Annotated in this window: 13 protein-coding genes and 1 pseudogene; 13 read left to right on the top strand and 1 reads right to left on the bottom strand. The window is 62.9% G+C overall.

Going from position 1 to position 20,802, the window contains the following annotated elements:
- Window positions 1-231: 231 nt before the first annotated feature.
- Complete coding sequence (locus AC1AX7_RS08960; protein WP_476509737.1) at window positions 232-1,662, bottom strand: DUF349 domain-containing protein; 1,431 nt, start codon at window positions 1,660-1,662, stop codon at window positions 232-234.
- 130 nt (window positions 1,663-1,792) lie between these two features.
- On the opposite strand from AC1AX7_RS08960, the gene hisS reads away from it, so the two are divergent.
- From hisS to AC1AX7_RS08895, 13 genes and pseudogenes are all read left to right on the top strand, one after another.
- Window positions 1,793-3,184: a histidine--tRNA ligase gene (gene hisS / locus AC1AX7_RS08955; RefSeq protein ID WP_476509736.1), complete on the top strand. Its 1,392-nt coding sequence runs from the start codon at window positions 1,793-1,795 to the stop codon at window positions 3,182-3,184.
- Between the two features lie 55 nt (window positions 3,185-3,239).
- Entirely contained in the window at window positions 3,240-5,039 is a 1,800-nt protein-coding gene (gene aspS / locus AC1AX7_RS08950; protein WP_476509735.1) for an aspartate--tRNA ligase, read from the top strand.
- 112 nt (window positions 5,040-5,151) lie between these two features.
- The gene (locus tag AC1AX7_RS08945; RefSeq protein WP_476509734.1) at window positions 5,152-5,961 is read left to right on the top strand and encodes an amino acid ABC transporter ATP-binding protein; all 810 of its coding nucleotides are present in this window, start codon (window positions 5,152-5,154) and stop codon (window positions 5,959-5,961) included.
- 70 nt (window positions 5,962-6,031) lie between these two features.
- Window positions 6,032-6,850, top strand: coding sequence for a glutamate ABC transporter substrate-binding protein (locus AC1AX7_RS08940; RefSeq protein ID WP_476509733.1), 819 nt, complete (start codon window positions 6,032-6,034; stop codon window positions 6,848-6,850).
- Window positions 6,850-7,527 carry an amino acid ABC transporter permease gene (locus AC1AX7_RS08935; RefSeq protein WP_476509732.1) on the top strand — a complete coding sequence of 226 codons (678 nt, stop codon included), beginning with the start codon at window positions 6,850-6,852 and terminating at the stop codon, window positions 7,525-7,527. Before AC1AX7_RS08940 ends, AC1AX7_RS08935 begins: the two co-directional genes overlap by 1 nt.
- Before the next feature lie 6 nt (window positions 7,528-7,533).
- Window positions 7,534-8,718, top strand: a complete 1,185-nt coding sequence (locus AC1AX7_RS08930) for an amino acid ABC transporter permease (protein ID WP_476509731.1) — start codon at window positions 7,534-7,536, stop codon at window positions 8,716-8,718.
- Between the two features lie 149 nt (window positions 8,719-8,867).
- Window positions 8,868-12,605 carry a 5'-nucleotidase C-terminal domain-containing protein gene (locus AC1AX7_RS08925; protein ID WP_476509730.1) on the top strand — a complete coding sequence of 1,246 codons (3,738 nt, stop codon included), beginning with the start codon at window positions 8,868-8,870 and terminating at the stop codon, window positions 12,603-12,605.
- A gap of 119 nt (window positions 12,606-12,724) precedes the next feature.
- A pseudogene (locus AC1AX7_RS08920) lies at window positions 12,725-13,603 on the top strand (PPK2 family polyphosphate kinase); the annotation flags it as partial.
- An 85-nt stretch (window positions 13,604-13,688) separates the two neighbouring features.
- Window positions 13,689-16,277 carry a DEAD/DEAH box helicase gene (locus AC1AX7_RS08915; RefSeq protein ID WP_476509729.1) on the top strand — a complete coding sequence of 863 codons (2,589 nt, stop codon included), beginning with the start codon at window positions 13,689-13,691 and terminating at the stop codon, window positions 16,275-16,277.
- A gap of 83 nt (window positions 16,278-16,360) precedes the next feature.
- On the top strand, window positions 16,361-17,869 hold the full coding sequence (locus AC1AX7_RS08910) for a replication-associated recombination protein A (RefSeq protein WP_476509742.1): 1,509 nt from the start codon (window positions 16,361-16,363) through the stop codon (window positions 17,867-17,869).
- 117 nt (window positions 17,870-17,986) lie between these two features.
- Window positions 17,987-18,730 carry a gamma-glutamyl-gamma-aminobutyrate hydrolase family protein gene (locus tag AC1AX7_RS08905; protein WP_476509741.1) on the top strand — a complete coding sequence of 248 codons (744 nt, stop codon included), beginning with the start codon at window positions 17,987-17,989 and terminating at the stop codon, window positions 18,728-18,730.
- A gap of 209 nt (window positions 18,731-18,939) precedes the next feature.
- The gene (locus tag AC1AX7_RS08900; RefSeq protein WP_476509728.1) at window positions 18,940-19,200 is read left to right on the top strand and encodes a glutaredoxin domain-containing protein; all 261 of its coding nucleotides are present in this window, start codon (window positions 18,940-18,942) and stop codon (window positions 19,198-19,200) included.
- Complete coding sequence (locus AC1AX7_RS08895) at window positions 19,193-20,701, top strand: MDR family MFS transporter (RefSeq protein ID WP_476509727.1); 1,509 nt, start codon at window positions 19,193-19,195, stop codon at window positions 20,699-20,701. The genes AC1AX7_RS08900 and AC1AX7_RS08895 overlap by 8 nt, the downstream gene beginning before the upstream one ends.
- Window positions 20,702-20,802: the final 101 nt, after the last annotated feature.

Here is a 20,802-nt window from a genome sequence, read left to right as displayed (position 1 = left end):
AGACCGGCGACGCGTCGCATGTACCGGTCGCTGTAACGTCTTCTTCCGTCCTGTGACATGAGAAACCGTACCTCCAAAAATCAGATCAGAATATTTCCAATCCAACTTTTGGGGTGCAGTTCAGGCGCGGGGCGCGAGGACGGAAACGGAAAAGGGGTGGTGTCGCGAAGCCTTAAGAGATTCGCGACACCACCCCTTTAGGCGATTGCCGTGCAAGTTAAGAAGATGACCTTACTTGATGGCGTTCAGCCACTGTTCCTTGGTGGCCTTTTCGGCTTCGAGCTTGGCCTTCTTCTTGGCGTCGGATTCGGCGGCGATCTTGGCGTCGAGCTCGGCGAGCTGAGCGGTCAGCTGCTCTTCGAAGCTGGACTTGCGTGCGTCGGCCTCCGGATCGGTCTGCTTCCAGGCGGCGTCCTCAACGGCCTTGATCTGCTTGTCGACGGCGTCCAGACGGCCTTCGATGCGGCGCATGTCGTCGCGCGGCACATAACCGATCTGATCCCATTCCTCCTGGATGGCGGCCAGAGCCTGACGGGCCTGCTTGGCGGCGGCCTCGTCCTTGACCGGCACAAGGGCTTCGGCCTTGACCAGCAGGGCTTCCTTCTTGGCCAGATTCTCCTTTTCGGAGGAGGAGATCTGATCGCGGTCGGCCTGGCGGGCGTTGAAGAACGCATCGGCGGCTTCGCGGAAACGTGCCCACAGCTCGTCGTCCAGATTACGTCCGGCACGGCCGGCGTGCTTCCAACGGTCCATCAGCTCGTTGAACTTGCGGGAGGTTTCGACCCAAGCAGTGGAATCCTTGATCTCATTGGCTTCGGCGATGATCGCTTCCTTGGCGTCCTTCGCCGCGTTGCGTTCGTTGTCGCGAGCCTGCGCCCACTTGCGGCGGGCCTGGTTGAACGTGGTGCGTGCGGCGGAGAAGCGCTTCCACAGCGCGTCCGCGTCGGCCTTGTCGATGCGGACGGTGGTGCGCTGGTGCTCCTGCCACTGCTCGAACAGGTTGCGGAACTTGTCGGCGGTGGAACGCCAGTTGGTGCCGTCACCCAGGGAGGCCGCCAGGGCTTCCGCCTTTTCGACTATTTCCGTGCGTTCCGCAACGGCCTTGGCCACGGCTTCCTTACGGGCCTGCGCGATCTGGGCGCGGCGGGCGTCGGCTGCGGCCTTCACCGCGTCGAACTGCGCCTTCAGCGCGGCGATATCGCCCACGACGGCAGGCTGGGCCAGCTCTTCGGCCAGCGTCTTGACGGATTCCTCGATTTCACGCGGCTTGATGTTCTCGGCCTGCAGACGGTTGGCGAACAGGTCGACCTTGCCCTTCAGGTCCAGGTAACGGCGTGCGTACAGGGCCAGCGCCTCTTCCTTGGACACATCCGGGAATTGGCCGACCTCACGTTCGTTTTCGCCTTCCTTGACGAACACGGTGCCGTTGTCGTCGACACGCCCGAACGCTTCGGCGGCCTTCACGTCGGCGTCGGAATAGCCCGATGCGGCGGCCGGCGCGGCGACATGCTGCGGGGCCTTCTTCGCGAAAGCGGCAGGGGACGGAGCATGCGGTTTCATTGTGGCCGGGGTGGGTGCCGGGGCCGGTTCCTGTGCGGCGGGCGTCGTTGCCTGCGTGGTTGTGTTTTCAATGTTTTTGGGGGTGACGGTCTCGTCGGCCATGGCCAGCTCCTTCAGCTTCATGTGGTGGAGAGGAAGCGGACAAACCATGCCCTGGAACCGGGAAATCAAGGTGTTGAGGACCCGAAAAGGCGCATAGTGTTTTCCGCAACCTCATTTATTATAGGGAATCGTGGCAAAAGGCGCATCTATTTCAGGATTTCCAGAGTGGCTCCCCTCTGAACGTGTTGTGGAGCAGCGTGTTATCGACACGCTCCGAGAGGTATTCGAGCTCAATGGCTTCATCGGCATTGAGACCCGAGCGGTAGAGCAGGGCTCGAGCCTGCTGAAGAAGGGGGAGACCAGCAAGGAGATCTATCTGCTGTCTCGTTTGCAGGAAGTCGGGCAGGAATCCGACACGCCGGTGGAGGATCGTCTTGGTCTGCATTTCGATTTGACGGTGCCGCTGAGCCGGTATGTCGTCGAACATTCCGGTGATTTGGCGTTCCCGTTCAAGCGTTGGCAGATCCAGAAGGTCTGGCGCGGCGAACGCCCGCAGGAAGGACGTTTCCGTGAATTCGTGCAGGCCGATATCGACGTGATCGGCAACGGCGATCTGCCCGATCATTATGAGGTCGAGCTGCCGCTGGTGATGGTGTCCGCATTGGAACGCCTCCGCGAATTCGGCCTGCCGAAGGCGACGGTGCATGCGAACAACCGAAAACTGTCGGAAGGCTTCTATCGTGGCCTTGGTCTTGAGGACGTCGAAGGCGTGCTGCGCGAGATCGACAAGCTCGACAAGATCGGCGCCGACGAGGTGGCGAAGCTGTTGGTCGAGGAATGCGGCGCCGATGAGGCGCAGGCGCGGGCCTGCCTTGAATTGGCCGAGCTGACCGCCGCCGACGGCGCGGAATTGTCGGAAAAGTTCGATGCCCTGTGCGCCAAGCACGGCATCGCCTCCGACAGCGACGCCTATGTGCTGGCGCGACAGGGCTTGGATACGTTGGCGATGATCGTCGACGCCGCCGCGCGTATTCGCCCGGGCGCCGTGATCGCCGATCTGAAGATCGCGCGCGGCCTGGATTACTACACCGGTTCGGTATATGAAACATTCCTCGACGGCGCGTCCTCGTTGGGCTCGATCTGCTCGGGCGGCCGTTACGACAATCTGGCGACGCAGGGCAGCCGCAAGTATCCGGGCGTGGGCCTGTCCATCGGCCTGTCCCGCCTGGTGTCGTACATGCTGCATACGGCGGGGGCGCACGCGAATCGCGTCTCGCCGGCTGTGGTGATGGTGGCCGTCTGGAACGAGGAGGATCGCGCCGCCTCCAACCTGATCGCCAACCAGCTGCGCGAACGCGGCATCGCCGCCGACGTGGCGCCGACCGCGGCCAAGCTGGGCAAGCAGATCAAGTACGCCGACAAGCTCGGCATCCCGTACGTGTGGTTCCCGGCGGACAGGAACGAGGAGAACGCTTCGGACGAGGTGAAGAACATCGTCACGGGCGACCAGCAGGCCGCCGATGCACGGTCTTGGGAACCGGATAGTGTGGTTGCCCGGCAAACCGTTGCCGTCGAAGCCTGAACGGACGGCGGAAACATCATCGGTTGATATCGAAAACGGAAGAAAAAGAGGAAGCATGAGCCAGACGGCTTACAGAACACATCATGCCACCGAAGTGACCGAGGAACTGGTCGGCCGGAAGGTGACGCTCGCCGGTTGGGTCGATCGTCGTCGTGACCACGGTGGTGTGGCCTTCGTCGATCTTCGTGACGCCACCGGTCTGGTGCAGGTCGTTATCTATGACGAGGAGATGGCGCGTCCGCTGCGCTCCGAGTTCGTCGTGCGCATCGTCGGCGAAGTCCGCCTGCGTCCGGAAGGCAATGAGAACGAGCATCTGGCCACCGGCAAGATCGAAGTCGTGGCCGAAAGCATCGAAGTGCTGGCCAAGTCCGACGCCCTGCCGTTCCAGGTGTCCACCGCACTCGAAAACGAGTCCGAAAACAAGCTGCCGGGCGAGGACGTGCGTCTGAAGTACCGTTACCTCGATCTGCGCCGCCCGTCCATGCAGCACAACCTCAAGCTGCGCTCCGACATGGCGAAGGCCGCCCGCGCCGCCTTGGACGAGATGGGCTTCACCGAGGTCGAAACCCCGACGATGATCAAGTCCACGCCGGAAGGCGCACGCGACTTCGTCGTGCCGGCCCGTCTGGTGCCGGGCTCCTGGTACGCCCTGCCGCAGTCCCCGCAGCTGCTCAAGCAGCTGCTGATGGTCTCCGGCGTGGAACGCTACTACCAGCTGGCCCGCTGCTACCGTGACGAGGACTTCCGCGCCGACCGCCAGCCGGAATTCACCCAGCTCGATATGGAAATGGCCTTCGTCGACCAGGAAGACGTGATGGCCATGGCCGAAAAGGTCATCGCCGCCATCTGGAAGTCCGCCGGCTATGAGATCCAGCTGCCGATCCAGCGCATCACCTGGAAGGAAGCCATGGACAAGTATGGCTCCGACAAGCCGGATCTGCGCTTCGGCAACCCGCTGGTCGAGCTGACCGACTACTTCAAGAACACCCCGTTCCGCGTGTTCCAGGCCGAATACGTCGGCGCCGTCGTGTTCAAGGGCGGCGCCGCAACGCCTCGCCGCCAGTTCGACGCCTGGCAGGATTGGGCCAAGCAGCGCGGCGCGAAGGGCCTTGCCTACGTAGTCTTCGGCGAGAACGGCGAGCTGAAGGGCCCCGTCGCCAAGAACCTGTCCGAAGAGGAACGCAACGGCCTGATGGAAGCCGTCGGCGCCGAGGAAGGCGATGCCGTGTTCTTCGCCGCCGGCCGCCGCGAATCCGCCCAGACGCTGCTGGGCGCCGTGCGTGTTGAATTGGCCGATCGCGCCGGCCTGCTCAAGCCGAACGAATTCGCGTTCACCTGGGTCGTGGACTTCCCGCTGTTCAAGCCGACCGATGATCCGGAAGACGACGACGTGGCGGTCGGCCACTCCAAGTGGACCTCCATGCATCACCCGTTCACGATGCCGTCCAAGGATTGGCTGGACACCTTCGACAAGGATCCGGAACACGCCATGTCCGACGCGTACGACATCGTCTGCAACGGCAACGAGATGGGCGGCGGCTCCGTGCGTATCCACCGTGACGACATTCAGGACCGCGTGCTCGATGTGCTCGGCATCACTGAAGAGGAAGCGAACGATAAGTTCGGCTTCCTGCTCGAAGCCTTCAAGTACGGCGCTCCGCCGCATGCCGGCATCGCGCTCGGCTGGGACCGCGCCGCGGCCATTCTCGCCGGCGCCGACTCCATCCGCGACGTCATCGCCTTCCCGAAGGCCGGCGGCGGCCGCGATCCGCTGACCGGAGCCCCGGCGCCGATCAGCGCCGAACAGCGCGCCGAAACCGGCGTCGACTACGATCCGGAAGAGGACGAGGAGTAATAATCATCGTCGATCAGACGGGGCCTTCCTTCGATCAGGAGGGCCCCGCCTTCGTATGCATTGCGGAATCCGGACGCCCTTCGGTAACATGACCCGTCTATACTGACCCTTTATGGCAGAAAAGATAGAAGAATATACCGCACCGCGTCCCAAGACGCCGCTGGTGCCGGGCTCTCGTCCCGATGGCCGACCGCTGGTTGAGCTCACCCACGTCGAAAAGCACTATGGCGACCTGCATGTGCTCAAAGACATCAACCTGACCGTCGACAAAGGCGAAGTGCTGGTGATCGTCGGACCCTCCGGCTCCGGCAAGTCCACGATGTGCCGCACGATCAACCGCCTGGAGACCATCGATTCCGGCGATATCCGCATCGACGGCAAACCCCTGCCGCAGGAAGGCAAGGAGCTTGCGCGCCTGCGCGCCGAGGTCGGCATGGTGTTCCAGTCGTTCAACCTGTTCGCGAACAAGACCATCCTCGAAAACGTCACGCTGGCCCCGATCAAGGTCCGTCACATGGACAAGAAGGAAGCCGAGGACCTTGCCATGGACCTGCTGGCCCGTGTCGGCGTCGACTCCCAGGCGTCCAAGATGCCGTCCCAGCTTTCAGGCGGCCAGCAGCAGCGAGTCGCCATCGCGCGCGCTTTGGCGATGCAGCCGAAGGTGATGCTGTTCGACGAGCCGACCTCCGCGCTGGATCCGGAAATGGTCAACGAAGTGCTTGACGTCATGGTCGAACTCGCCCATGAAGGCATGACGATGCTGTGCGTCACCCATGAGATGGGCTTCGCCCGCAAGGTCGCCGACAAAATCGTGTTCATGGCCGACGGCCGCATTCTGGAACAGAGCACGCCGGAAGACTTCTTCGAACATCCGCAGACCGACCGCGCCAAGGACTTCCTGTCGAAGATCCTGACGCACTGACGACGCGTCGACACGACGCAGCAGCGCGGAACGGAGACGGAGAAACGAAGATACAGAGAAAAGAACAGCCATGAGATTATTCAAACGTGCGCTTGCCGGCATATGCGCGGCCGCCTGCGTGGTCTCGTTGGCCGCCTGCGGGTCGGCCGACGAAGCGGGCAAAATCCGCATCGGCATCAAATTCGACCAGCCCGGGCTGGGCTTCAAGAAGTCCGGCACCTATGTCGGGTTCGACGTCGACGTCGCCACCTACATCGCCCGCGAACTGGGCTATTCCGAAGACGAGATCATCTGGAAGGAAGCCCCCTCCAAGCAGCGTGAGGCCATGCTGCAGAACGGCGACGTGGACATGATCCTCGCCACCTATTCGATCACCGACGAACGCAAGAAGGCCGTATCGTTCGCCGGCCCGTATTTCATCGCAGGCCAGGATCTGCTGGTGCGCAAGGGCGACGATTCCATCAACGGCCCGGAGGACCTGAACGGCAAACGCCTGTGCTCGGTGACCGGTTCCACGTCCGCGGCCACGGTCAAGGAGAAGTTCGCCTCCGAAGTGCAGCTGATGGAACAGCCCGGCTACGCCGAATGCGCGACCGCATTGTTCTCCGGCATCGTGGACGCCGTCACCACCGATGACATCATCCTGGCGGGCCTGGCCTCCGCCTCCCGCGGCAAGCTGGAAGTGGTCGGCAAACCGTTCACGCAGGAATACTACGGCGTGGGCATCAAGAAGGGCGACACCGAATTCGCCAAGAAGATCAACGCCGCGATCGTGCAGATGATCGAGGACGGCTCATGGGATCGCGCCATCAAGGACAACACCGAAGGCACCGATTACGAGCCGAATGAGGAATACAATCCTCCGACGCCGAACGAGGGGGAGAAGTGATGGAATCCTTCATCGAACTGTTCAGTGAATACGATGTTCCCGGCGCGTTCCTCGTCAATATCGAATTGACCTTGTGGTCGGCGCTGTTTTCGATGATTCTCGGCGTGATCCTCGTCATGATGCGCATCAGTCCGGTCTCGTCATTGCGCACGGTGGCCGGCGCCTACGTGGAATTGTTCAAGAACCTGCCGCTGACCATCATCATGGTGTTCATGGTGTTGGGCGTGTACGCGCAGCTGAAGCTGGGCTTTTCCGACACTTTCTCGACGAATTTCTTCTGGCTGGCCGTCACCGGTCTGAGCCTGTACACGGCGTCGTTCGTGTGCGAGTCGCTGCGAAGCGGCATCAACACCGTGCCGCTCGGGCAGGCCGAGGCGGCGCGTGCGCTTGGATTGAATTTCATGCAGTCGGCGACGCAGATCATTCTGCCGCAGGCGTTCCGCGGCTCGGTGGCGCCGCTGGGCAATACGCTGATCGCACTGCTGAAGAATTCCACGGTCGCGGCGGCCGCATCCGTTTCGACGGAGACTTCGTCGCTGATGAGTGAAATGATCGAATTCCGTCCGGATGTGATCGTTTCGATCTTCCTGATTTTCGCGTTCGGCTATGTCATCCTGATCATTCCGATCGGCATGCTGACGACGTACCTGTCCAACAAGCTCGCGGTGAGGAGGTGACGCGCGATGGCAAGCAATGAAAGCTCGATTCTGTTCGACCAGCCCGGTCCCAAAGGCCGTCGACTGATCCGTATCTTCAATTGGGCGGCCGGCATTGTTTTCGCGCTGGTCCTGATTGCGGTGCTGCTGCGCCTGCACAATCCGCCGGAAGGCGAAAACCAGCTGAGCTGGGAGTTGTGGAAGCCCGCGCTGGAGAAGGAAGCCTGGACCGATTTCTACCTTCCCGGCCTATGGATGACCGTGAAGGCGACGATCGTCGCCGTGGTCGGCTCGGTCGTGTTCGGCCTGCTGTTCGGCATCGGCCGTCTGCTGCCGAACACGCTGATCCGCGCCGTTTCCGCGGTGGTCGTCGAATTCTGCCGCGCGGTGCCGGTGCTGTTGATGATGATCTTCTTCTGGCGTTGGTTCGCGTTCGCCGGATTGTCGGATTCCTCCTATTGGGCCGTCGTGCTGGCGTTGGTGCTGTATAACGGTTCGGTCGTCGCCGAATTGGTGCGCTCCGGCGTCGGCAATCTGCCGGGAGGCCAGCGTGAGGCGTCGCTGGCGTTGGGATTGACCCGAACGCAGTCGCTGATGCAGATCGAAGTGCCGCAGGCCGTGTACGCGATGCTGCCGGCCGCCGTCACGCAGCTGGTGGTCGTGCTGAAGGACACCGCGCTTGGCTCGATCATCATGTATACCGACCTGCTGCAGGAGTCGCGTCGACTCGGCTCCATGTATTTCAATATTCTGCAGACGCTGGTGATGGCCGCGGTCATCTACTTCGTGGCCTGCTGGCTGTTGTCGCGTCTGGCCGAATGGCTGCCGTCGCGCATGCAGCAGCGTACCGCGGCCCCGGCCGAACCCGAGCCGGTCGCGCCGATCGCCATCATGGATCCGTCGAACGTCAACCAGATCGCCGTCGCCAAGGAAGTGCAGGAACTGCCGTTGGGCGGCACCCCGCGCCAGTATCATGTGCACCATCGCGGCACGAATGCGTCGATCCGCCAATGGCGTCACACCCGTTACATGCAGGGCTACGACGAAACGCATCCGGAGAGCCAGGTGGAGCATAAGCCGATGGAACTGCCTGAAATCTCGGAGCTGTTCAGATTCGGCGAAGGCAAGGAATCGGATTCGAGCGTCGCCGGCGAGGGGACTGGCCCGGATGCCGGAACGAACGGCAAGAAGGACGCCGACGGACAGGTCTAGGACCAATGAATGGGGCATTCATGGTGAGTTTACCGACATGTCATGTCGAATTTGACTGATATGGAGGGGTCCGTCACTTCGTGATTCTACGATTCGAGCAGGCGACGCCAAATGACGTCGCCTGCTCGAATCGTAGAGGGGAAGGACCTATGAACAAGGAGCGTGCGTATAGGTTCGCCGTATCGTGGCGACGCGTCGCGGCGTTCGTTGTCACGGGCGCGACGGTGGCGACCTTGTCGTTTGGCGTCGCGGCGCCGTCGTATGCCGACGAACAGGCGGCCCAGCGGTCAGCGGCGACGTACGACGTCGAATCGACTGACGATGTCATCAAGGACGAGGCCAGCGGCGTGTACATCAAACGCGTCGACGTGAGCGAGGACACGGTGACGCTTGGCTCGAAATCCACGGAACCGGTGAATCTGACGGACTGGACTATCCGTGATGACAAGGACAAGGACGATCATGTCTACGAAATCGCGGCCGATACGGTGCTGCCGGCTGCGGGAGATATGACCTTCGATCTGACCGATGGCACGTATGACATCGGTCTGGGCAAGGACGACACGGTGCGTGTATACAATGCCGACGGCGAGCAGGTGCTTCGCTTCCGCTTCCCCGACGGTGGCGTGGACGATGCCGTGTATGTGGCGAATTCCGATGCCGACGGCATGCAACAGGAAGGGGCGGATGGTTCCGGCGACGCCGGTGACGGAGACGACGGCGGCACCGCGGCCATGCCCGTCGCCGCATGGAACGGACTGGACCATGTGACCGTCGTTGATTCCGAAGATGAGTTCGGTGCGGGCGACGCGTTGGGCGACCATACCGACGGCAACCTGTCCGGCCTTGCATATGAGAGTTCAGCGGACGGCGACGTGCTGTGGGCCGCCGACAACGACCTGAATCCGACGTTGGGCGAGACGAAGGACAAGGGCGCAGGGTCGATCAACCGTTTCGTGAAGGCCACGGACGGCTCCTGGCATCAGGATCCCGACAACGGCTGGAGCTGGACCACCGCCGACGGCACGGTCAAGGGCGGCAAGCAGCTGCATTTCAAGGACGGCAAGGGCGGCGTCGACTCCGAAGGCATCACGCTGATTGACGGCGATGCTTCGGAAGGCGTGTTCATCGGCGCGGAACGCGACAACACCGACAAGAACAAGCCACGGCCGTCCATCCTGCGTTACGATGCGACCGGAACGACCTCCGACCTCAATGGTGATGGAGCTCAGGATCTGACTGCCGTCAACGAGTGGGATCTCACTGACGTGCTTGCCGAGGCCGGAGTGACGCTCGGAGAGGGCGACGACGCGAATCTCGGCGTGGAAGGCGTGGCCTTTGTTCCCAACGAATACCTGACCGGCAACGGTCTGCGCACTGTGAACGGCGAGACGTATGACCCGCAGCGGTATGACAATGATTACGACGGTCTGTTCCTGTTCGCGCTGGAGAAGACCGGGGGCGTCTATGCGGTGGCGCTGTCGAGCGAAGCCGGTGCCGATACGGCCCGATTGGTCGCCGTTGCCGACCTGCCTGCCGAGGCTTTGGCGGCCAAGTACAGCGGTCCGCGCGATCTGATGTGGGACGGCGATGACGATGTGCTGCTGGCGCAAGGGGACAATGACCGGCAGCAATCCATGCTGGCCACATATGAAATACAGGACGGCGCCTTCCGTGTGACGACGCTGACCGCCGAACCGGACGCGATCGCTTCCGCGAATTCGGAGGGCTTCGCCATGGCTCCCGACAGCACCGCCGCCGCAGTGGACGGCGGCGTGGACGGCACACTGTATAAGCAGGTGTTCTGGTCCGATGACGGAGTCACCGACGGCTATTCGCTGCGTATGGGCTATGTGGCGGTCGGCGATGCACCTGCCGATGGCGTTGACGTGACATTGTTCGGCGTGACCGATTTCCACGGCCACATCGAGAACGGCGCATATCTGGCGGGCGCGTTGGACGCGACCAGGCAGGAGCATCCGAACACGCTGTTCGTCGGCGTGGGCGATCTGGTCGGCGCGTCCGCCTTCGAATCGTCCATCGCCGACGACGTTCCGGCGATGGAACAGCTGAAGACGATGGGACTGGTCGCCTCCGCCACCGGCAACCATGAGTACGACAAGGGCGCCGCCGACCTGGCGGGCCGTATCGTCGAAACCATGGAACCGGCCCGATACCTGGCGGCGAACGTCAGCGGCGGCGGACTGGACGACGCGGTCAGCCCGTACGTCATCGAAGAGATCGACGGCAAGCGCGTCGCGCTGATCGGCGGCATATACGATACGTTGCTGTCATCCGTTTCGCCCGCCGGAATGAGCGGCGTCACCGTCACCGATCCGATCGCCGCGGTCAACGGATACGCCGACCGGCTGTCCGACGGCGACGAATCCAACGGCGAAGCCGACGCGGTCGTCGCGTTGGTGCACGCCGACGCCAATGCGCTGACCGGCCTCAACGAGAACGTCGATGCGGTGCTCGCCGGACATACGCATATCAATCAGACCGCCAAGACCGATTCCGGCGCTCCGATCGTCGAAACCGCGAATTACGGCACCGCCTTCTCCACCGTCGACCTACGGATCGACGGCACGGGCGCCGCAGCGCAGGTGACGGCGCAAGCGCGGATACACGACGTGTTCGACGCGGACGGCAATCCGCTGTACGAAGCCGACTCGTCGGTCGAAGCGATCTACGCCGACGCCAAAAAGGCCGCCGATGCACAGGGCGAAACGGTGCTGGGCACCATCGCCGAAGGATCCACCTTCAATCGAGGCGCCAGCGTTCCGGGCGATCTGACGACGCGTGGCGAGAACCGCGGCGTCGAATCCACCCTGGGCATCCTCAACGGCGACGTGGCGAAGTGGGCGGCCACCGAACACGGGCAGCATGCCGACGTCGGCGTCATCAACGCGGGCGGTCTGCGCGACGATCTCGACCCGGACAACGACGGCGTCATCACGTTGAAGGAAGCGCATGACGTGCTGCCGTTCGGCAACGAGAACGCCGTCGTCACATTGACCGGCGCGCAGTTGAAGACGATGCTCGAACAGCAATGGCAGCCGTTGGAATACGCGGAGGACGGCACCGCCCAGGCTCCGGAGCGTCCGGTGCAGTGGCTCGGCCTGTCAAGCAATGTCGACTACCATTACCGCACGTACACGAGGACCGTGGACGGCGTCGAAAAGACCTTCGGCGAAGTGTTCGACCTGACCGTCGACGGCAAGGCCGTACGGGACGCCGACGCCTTCACCGTGGCCGGCAACACGTTCCTGCTGTCCGGCGGCGATAATTTCACCGTCTTCACGCAAGGGACGGACTACACGACCACCGGATACATCGATTTCAACGATTTCTCCGAATACCTTGAAGCGCATCCGAGGATCGAGGCGTCCAAATCCCGTCACAGCGCGGGATTCGGCGATGTGAGGATCGACGGCAACACGGTGAGCTTCACCGTCAGCGGTCTGGCGTTCACCACGGACGAGGAACGCCCGGACACTGTGACGGTCAGCGCCAACGGCGTGGAATTCGGCAGCTTCGGTGATTTCGACTTCACCGGCGAGAGGAATGGCCCGTCGGCGGGATCCGTCGAGGTCAGCAGGACGTTGTCCGACGAGGAACTGCAGCGTTTCCGAGATGCGTTGTCCGAAGATAACGGCATCACCACAGCCGACATCAAGTTGGGCTTCGCGTCGGATTCGACGTCGGACGGCGGGAATTCCGATAAGCCGAACGGCGGCGTGAATCCTGGTGACGGTACCGGTAGTGCCGGTACGACGTCCGGCGGCGGTCTTGCCTCCACGGGCGCAGGCGTCGCGGGCCTGGCCATGTTCGGCGTCCTGCTCGCCGGCGCCGGCATGACGATGCGTCGTCGCATGAAGGTCTGAAGGATTTCCGAGGACTCATGCGAGGGGCGGGGCCGGGACGATGTCGGCCCCGCCTTTCGTTTTCGTCGCATTCCGTATGTCTGCAGATTTCGAGGGTATGATGGGCGGCACATACGTGCGCGAAGGAGCGTGACATGGCGGACACAGTGTGGAAGAGGAATCCTGCCGAATACCTGCGATACAACCCGTCCAGACGGCTGCATGACGTGGACGGCGCGTCCACGTCATGCTTCGACGGAAACCGTGAGGACGCGGAACGTTTCATGGAGGGCAATTCGGCGCGGATCGCCGACTATCAGCATCTGCTGTACGCCAACGGCGTGCGGGGGTCGAGACGTCGCCTGCTGATCGTGCTGCAGGGCATGGACGCCTCCGGCAAAGGCGGCATCGTACGGCACGTGTTCCGCCAAGGCGATCCGATGGGCATCCACTACCACGGATTCGGGCGGCCCAGCGAAGAGGAGCGCGCCCACGATTATCTGTGGCGGATTCGCCGCGAACTGCCCGACCCCGGGTGGATCGCGGTATTCGACCGTTCGCATTACGAGGATATCGTGATGCCGCACGTCTACGGCACGCTGCCGGAATCGGCGTGGCGGCCCCGATATGACGAGATCAACCGATTCGAAGCCGAATTGGCCGCCGACGGATGCGCCATCATCAAACTATTCCTCGTCATCAGCCGCGACGAGCAGAAAAAGCATTTTCTCGGTCGTCTTGACGATCCTACGAAATACTGGAAATTCGACGTCAGCGATTTGGACGCCCGCGCCCGCTGGAACGATTATATGAACGCATGGCAGGAGGTGTTCGAACGGACCAGCACCGAGGCCGCGCCCTGGTATCTGGTGCCTGCGGACAACCGCTGGTATTCGCGCGCCGTCGTCTCCGAACTGCTGCGTGCCACATTGCAGGATATGCATATGCGATGGCCTCCGCTCGACCCTGCGATCGACCCCGACAAGATCAGACGCGACCTGTACGACGAATTCTACTGACGGAAAATCCCGTCGAGGGGCCGACCGGCGAAACCCGTCGCAATCCTATGGGCCTCAATAGGCGGCGTCGCGTACACTCGACATCATGGCAGACGAACGAAACGAGAACGAAGCGCGGCGGGACGCGGGCGCGACGTACGGCTCTTTGGGCGCATTGGCGCCCCGATGGGACGACGACGAACGCAATATCGACACCGATGAGATCTATGAGCGGTTCTTTTCCTGGGTGGCCGACGTCAAGGGCGTCGAACCGTGGCCCCATCAGGAGGAGGCCATCATGGACCTGCTTGCCGGCGACCATGTGATCCTGAACACGCCGACGGGTTCGGGCAAGTCGTTGGTGGCGTTGGGCATGCATTTCGCGGCCCTGTGCACGGGGCGCCGCTCGTACTACACCGCTCCGATCAAAGCGCTGGTGTCGGAGAAGTTCTTCGACCTGGTCGAAGTGTTCGGCCGTGATCATGTGGGCATGATCACGGGGGACACGCATATCAACGCCGATGCGCCGATCATCTGCTGCACGGCCGAGATCCTCGCCAACCAGGCGTTGCGCGAAGGCAGGCGCGCGGACGTCGGCTGCGTGGCGATGGATGAATTCCATTATTACGGCGATTCCGATCGCGGTTGGGCGTGGCAGGTGCCGCTGCTGACGCTGCCGGATACGCAGTTCCTGCTGATGAGCGCCACATTGGGCAACGTCGACGCGATCGCCGACAAGCTGGAGGACATGACCGGCACGGACGTCGATATCATCGCCGACGCGCCGCGCCCTGTGCCGTTGGCGTACGAATACACGTCCGATCCGTTGGAGAAGACGGTGGAGTTGTCGTTCAACAAGGGCGAGACGCCGATCTACGTCGTGCATTTTTCACAGGACGCCGCATTGGAGACCGCGCAGGCGCTCGCCAGCACGGGAGTGTCGAGCAAGGAGCAGCGTGCCGCGATCGCGGAGGCGATGAAGGGCACGAAGTTCACGACGGCGTTCGGCAAGATCCTGCAGCGTCTGCTGCGCACCGGCGTCGGCATCCATCATGCCGGCATGCTGCCGCGTTACCGCCGGTTGGTCGAGCAGTTGGCGCAGCAGGGCCTGCTGCCGGTGATCTGCGGTACGGACACGCTGGGCGTGGGCATCAACGTGCCGATCCATTCGGTGGTGTTGACGGCGTTGACGAAATTCGACGGCACGAAGATGCGCCGTCTGCGTGCGCGCGAATTCCACCAGATCGCCGGACGCGCCGGCCGTATGGGCTTCGATACGGAAGGTCTGGTGATCGCCGAGGCGCCCGAATACGAGATCGAGAACGCGAAGGCGCTCGCCAAGGCCGGCAACGATCCGAAGAAGCTGAAGAAGGTGAAGCGCAAGAAGGCTCCGGAAGGATTCGTCACCTGGAATCAGAATACGTTCGAAAAACTGATCGATGCCGCGCCGGAGACGCTGACGCCGCATATGCGCGTCACGCATTCGATGGTGCTGAATGAGGTGCAGCAGGGCGGCGACGCACGTCGGCGCATCGATCGATTGATCGATGATTCCGCGCAGACGCCCGAACAGAAGGAGCGTCTGCACGCGCGCGCGGATGAGATCTTCCAGACGCTGTTCGACACGAACGTGATCGAGACGGAAGACCGTGAGGACGGCGGCAAGGATTATTTCCTGACGATGGACGTGCCTCAGGATTTCGCGCTCGACCAGCCGTTGAGCCCGTTCCTGCTGGCCGCGCTCGAACTGCTGGACCCGGAGTCGGAAACCTACGCGCTTGATGTGATCTCCATGGTGGAATCCACGCTGGAGGACCCCAAGCAGGTGCTGAAGGCGCAGGAGCGTCAGGCGCGCGATGCGGCCATGGCCGCGATGAAGGAGGAGGGCGTCGACTACGACGAGCGCATGGAGCGCCTGCAGGAGGTCACATATCCCAAGCCGCTTGAGGATATGCTCGACGCCGCGTTCACGCAATACCGCCATGATGTGCCGTGGGCGAACGATTACTGGCTGAGCCCCAAATCCGTGGTGCGCGACATGGTGGAGACCGCGTCCGATTTCACCGGATACATAGCGCGCTACAACATCGCCCGTTCCGAAGGCACGCTGCTGCGCTACCTGTCGGACGCGTACCGTGCGCTGGCCCGCACCGTGCCGGTGGAGAAACGTGACGAGCGTCTGCGGGACATCATCTCCTGGCTGCGCGTGGTCGTGCGCTCCATCGATTCGAGCCTGGTCGACGAATGGGAGAACGCCGGCGAATCCTCGGCGTCCGAGGATGCGGCGACTCTGGCCGCTCCGGGCGCGAGGAACGCGGTGGTCGAGGACCGCCGCGGCCTGATCGTGCTGGTGCGCAACGCCATGTTCCGCCGCGTGCAGCTGATGGACCTGGACCGCCCCGAGGAACTGGGCTCGATCGACAAGGATTGGGGCTACGGGGTGCACGAGTGGGAGGACGTGCTCGACGACTATTACGACGAACACGAATACGTGAACACGGACGCCAAGGCGCGCAGCGGCGAGCTGTTCATCCTCGACGACCGCAACGAGCAGAGCGAACACAGCTGGAAAGTGCGCCAGATCATCGACGATTCCGACTGTGACCACGATTGGGCGATCACGGCCGTCGTCGACCTGGACACCACGCAGGAGACCGGTGAGGTCGTGTTCTTCGATTACGAAGTGACCCACTGACGGAACGCGGACGTGCCGCTGCGGGCATTCTGTGACGGACACCGGCTTCGAACAGACGTTCGACATGGGGTAGGATGGTCGATATGACTGAGGATCTGTTCGGAGCCAGTGACGCGCCCGATGATATGACGCGACCGTTGGCCGTACGCATGCGGCCCTCCACATTGGACGAAGTGGTGGGCCAGCATCGCGTGCTCGGCGAAGGCTCTCCATTGCGGCGTCTGGCCAATCCGGCATCGAAAGGCTCGCTGACCGCGCCCAGCTCCATCATCCTGTTCGGACCTCCCGGCGTGGGCAAAACCACCCTGGCGTATATCGTCGCCAAACAGTCCGGCCGTGTGTTCGAGGAACTGTCCGCCGTCACATCCGGAGTCAAGGACGTGCGCGACGTACTCGCGCGCGCCCACGAACGTCTTGTCGCACAAGGCAAGGAAACCGTACTGTTCATCGACGAGGTGCACCGCTTTTCCAAATCGCAGCAGGACGCGCTGCTGCCCAGCGTGGAAAACCGCGACGTCACCTTCATCGCGGCGACAACCGAAAACCCAAGCTTCTCCGTCATCAAACCGTTGCTCAGCCGATCGGTCGTCGTCAAACTCGAATCATTGGAACCCGAAGACCTGAAAACACTGATCGAACGAGCCCTCAATGACGTGCGAGGCCTGCAAGGCGAAATCCGTGCCGACGATGCCGCCATCGACGACATCATCCGCATGTCGGGCGGCGACGCGCGCAAGGCCCTGACCATACTCGAAGCGGCCGCCGGCGCCATCACAGGCGACAAGGAACGCAGAAAAGGAGCCCGCAGGCCCATCATCACGCCCGACGTCGTCTCGCAGGTCATGGATGTGGCCACCGTGCGCTACGACAAGGACGGCGACGACCATTACGATGTAATCTCCGCATTCATCAAATCCATGCGCGGCTCCGACCCGGACGCGGCATTGCATTACCTGGCCCGCATGCTGCGCGCCGGCGAGGATCCGCGCTTCATCGCGCGGCGCATCATGATCGCCGCGGCCGAAGACGTCGGCATGGCCGCGCCGCAGATCCTGCAGGTCACCGTCGCCGCCGCGCAGGCGGTGGCGCTGATCGGCATGCCGGAAGCGCGCATCATTCTGGGCGAAGCGGCCATCGCCGTGGCCACTGCGCCGAAATCCAACGCAAGCTACAACGCCATCAACGAGGCGCTCGCCGACGTGGACGCCGGCCTGATCGGGCAGGTGCCGCTGCATCTGCGCAATGCGCCGACCGCGCTGATGAAGAGCTGGGGCAACCATGAAGGCTACCGGTACGCCCACGACTGGCCGGGGGCGGTCGCGCCGCAGCAGTATATGCCGGACGAACTGATGGGCCGGCAATACTACCAGCCGAACGACCGAGGCTACGAGCATGAGATCAAATCCCGCCTGGAGCGTCTGCGCGCGATCGTGCATAGCGAGGACGGCGTGCGGCAGGAGGAGCGCGGTGGGAGAGCCATGCGAAACGGTCATGTCGAACAAGCGGCGCGACCGAAGCCGGCCGAACAGGCAAGGCAAACCGGTCGGACCGAACGATCCGATCCGTCCGGCGCCGGCGAATCCCAAAACTGAAACCTGCCGCGGCAAGTCGCCTGCGGCTCCGGTATCGTATGAGCGGAAACGCTTGACGCCGCCCGCGGTCGGCATCAGGTCTGCCGACATCATCAGAGGGAGATCCATATGAACGATATGAACGTGGAACGCATACCCGTGATCGGCATCGTGCCGTTGGTCGATTATTCCAAGGAAAGCCTGTGGATGCTGCCGGGCTATATGGACGGCATCGTCGAGGCGGGAGGCACGCCGGTCATGCTGCCGTTGACCGACGATGATGCGCGCATCCGCCAACTGGTGGCGATGTGCGACGGCATCCTGTTCACCGGAGGCCAGGACGTGGATCCGGCCCTGTACGGCGAAACGGCGACCGAGGAATGTCTGGCCGGCAAACCGGAACTGTGCCCGGAACGCGACCGTATGGAGCCGAAGCTGCTGATGCGGGCGTTGCGTGAAGACAAGGCCGTTCTGGGCATCTGCCGCGGCATGCAGCTGATCAACGTGGCGTTCGGCGGCAACCTGTGGCATGATCTGCCGAGCGAACATCCAAGCGGCGTGGAACACCATATGCCGAATCCGCCGTACGACCTCTTCGGCCATGAGGTGACGCTGCAGGAAGGCACGCCGCTGGCCGATCTGATGGAACAGGCCGGCGAGGGGAGCCGCATCGCGGTGAACAGTTATCATCATCAGGCCGTCAAAGAGCTCGGCGAAGGGCTTGCGGTCATGGCGAGGTCGGACGACGATGTGATCGAAGCGCTGTATCGTCCGGCATCACGCTTTGTGTGGGCCGTGCAATGGCATCCGGAATTCCTGCACAAGCGCGACGAACGCAGCCGCATGATCTTCCGAGCATTCGTCGATGCGGCGCGCGCATAGCGACCGCCGCGCCGGCGTGCGTGATATGCGGGCGTCCGCATGGGCGGCGCCGGTCGGCGACACGCCCATGCCATATGCGGATTCGTTTTCGCGGGCATATCGTATATATTGCAGTTCGCGGGAGGCTCGCCTGCACCGCTTTTTCCGCCAGGATGAGTCCGCGATTTTCTTGTATACGACCATTAGATGCTATTGGAGCGAGGAAGACTATGTCTCAATCCGGTATTGAATTCTACGGCGCGGCCTGGTGCGGCGATTGCCGCCGCGCCCAGCAGGTATTCGCCCGCTACGGCGTGGACTATGACCATCACGATATCGAACATGAGGAGGGGGCCGCGGCGAAGGCCGAAGAGATCAGCGGCCAGAAGCATATTCCGGTGATCCGTTTCGCCGACGGCACCGTTTTCGTCGAGCCGACCAATCCCGAACTGACGAATAAGCTGAAGGAGCTCGGTCTGATTGGTGAGTGAAGCATTGAATCGCGCGGAATCGGATTCCGCCGACGCCGCAGACGATGAACGCATTCCGGGCAAACTGATCGGCGCGATTTTCGCCGTCGGCTCCCTCGCCTTCATCGGCATCCTCACCGAAACGGTGATGACGGTGCTGTTCCCGCAGCTGATGCAGGAGTTCGGCGTCGACACGGCCACCGTGCAGTGGATCACCACGATCTACCTGCTGAGCGTCGCGGCCACGATGCCGCTGTCGTCGTATCTGAAACGACGTTTCAAGCTGAAGAATGTGTTCATCGCGGCGCTCACGTTGGCCGTGCTCGGCTCGCTGATCATGATCGTCGGCCAATCGTTCCCGGTCATTCTGCTGGCGCGTGTGATCCAGGGCATCGGATCGGGTATGGCGACGCCGCTGATGATGAACATCATCCTTGAGCAGTCGCCGCGATCCAAAGTCGGGCGTCTGATGGGCGTCGGCTCGCTGGTGATCACCGTGGCGCCGGCGATCGGCCCGACCGTCGGCGGCGCGGTGACCAGCGTGCTGCCGTGGCGTGCGATTTTCGTCATCGTCGTTCCGGTCATCCTGCTGCTGTCGCTGCCGTTGGGACTGCGTTGCATCGAACAGAAGCGCCCGACGGAATCTGCCACGCTGAATCCTGTGCAGTTCCTGTCGATCGTCCTGGCATTGTGCGGCCTGGTGATGTTCCTCAATCAGACCGGCGTCGCCATCGGCGCGATGGTGTCGTCCGGCGACGCCGCGGCTTCCTGGATCGCCGCCATCGCCAGCCTCGTGGTGGGCCTTGCCTCGCTGCTGTTCTTCGGATATTCGTCGCGTCGTTCGTTCTCACCGCTGATCCGTTTGGGGTGGCTGCGCGACCGCGTCGTGCTGCTGCATCTGCTGCCGTACACGATTCTGCCGATGGTCGGCATCGGGTTCGGTTATGTGATCACGAATCTTGCGCAGCTGTCGTTGGGCGCGGACGCGTTCCTCGCCGGCGCCTTGGTGTTGCCGGGCGCGTTGATCGGCGCGTTCTTCGCGCCCGTGGGCGGCATGCTGTACGACCGGTTCGGCCCGGCCCGACCGATCACCGCGTCGTTTTCGGTGGCCCTGCTGGGGCCGGTGCTGCTGCTGGTGTTTTCCATGCATCTGAACACGGCCATGCTGGCCGGCTTCTACTTCATTTTCGGCCTGTGCTATGCGCTGGGCTTTTCGAACATCATGACCAGCGCGTTGAGCGGCGTCGCCCGCGAATTCGCCCCGGACGGCAATGCGGTGTTCAACACATGCGTGCAGTCCGGCGGCGCCGCCGGCACGACGCTGTTCTCCACGATTCTGTCGGTGGCGCAGGCCGGTTCGGGCGCCGAAGGCAGCGAATCGTTCCGCCACGCCTCCGCTGTGGGCGGCATGTGGACCTTCGCGGCGATGACGGTGATCTGTGCGATCGCCCTGACACTGCTCGTCTGCGCGTTCCGCACCCGTGCGGCGCGTCAGCGTGCGGCCGATCGGCGTGCGGACTGACGCGCCGGCTGGCGGTCCGCGGCGCGGATGGGCGTGTGGCGCGGAGTCTTCCGTGATATAGGTATGGGCGGTCCTCTCCCCGTTGAGAGGGCCGCCCACAT

It is taken from the genome of Bifidobacterium sp. LH_449, from assembly GCF_056356755.1.
The sequence above is the reverse complement of the archived record's forward strand: the minus strand, read 5'-3'. Positions and strand labels throughout refer to the sequence as shown.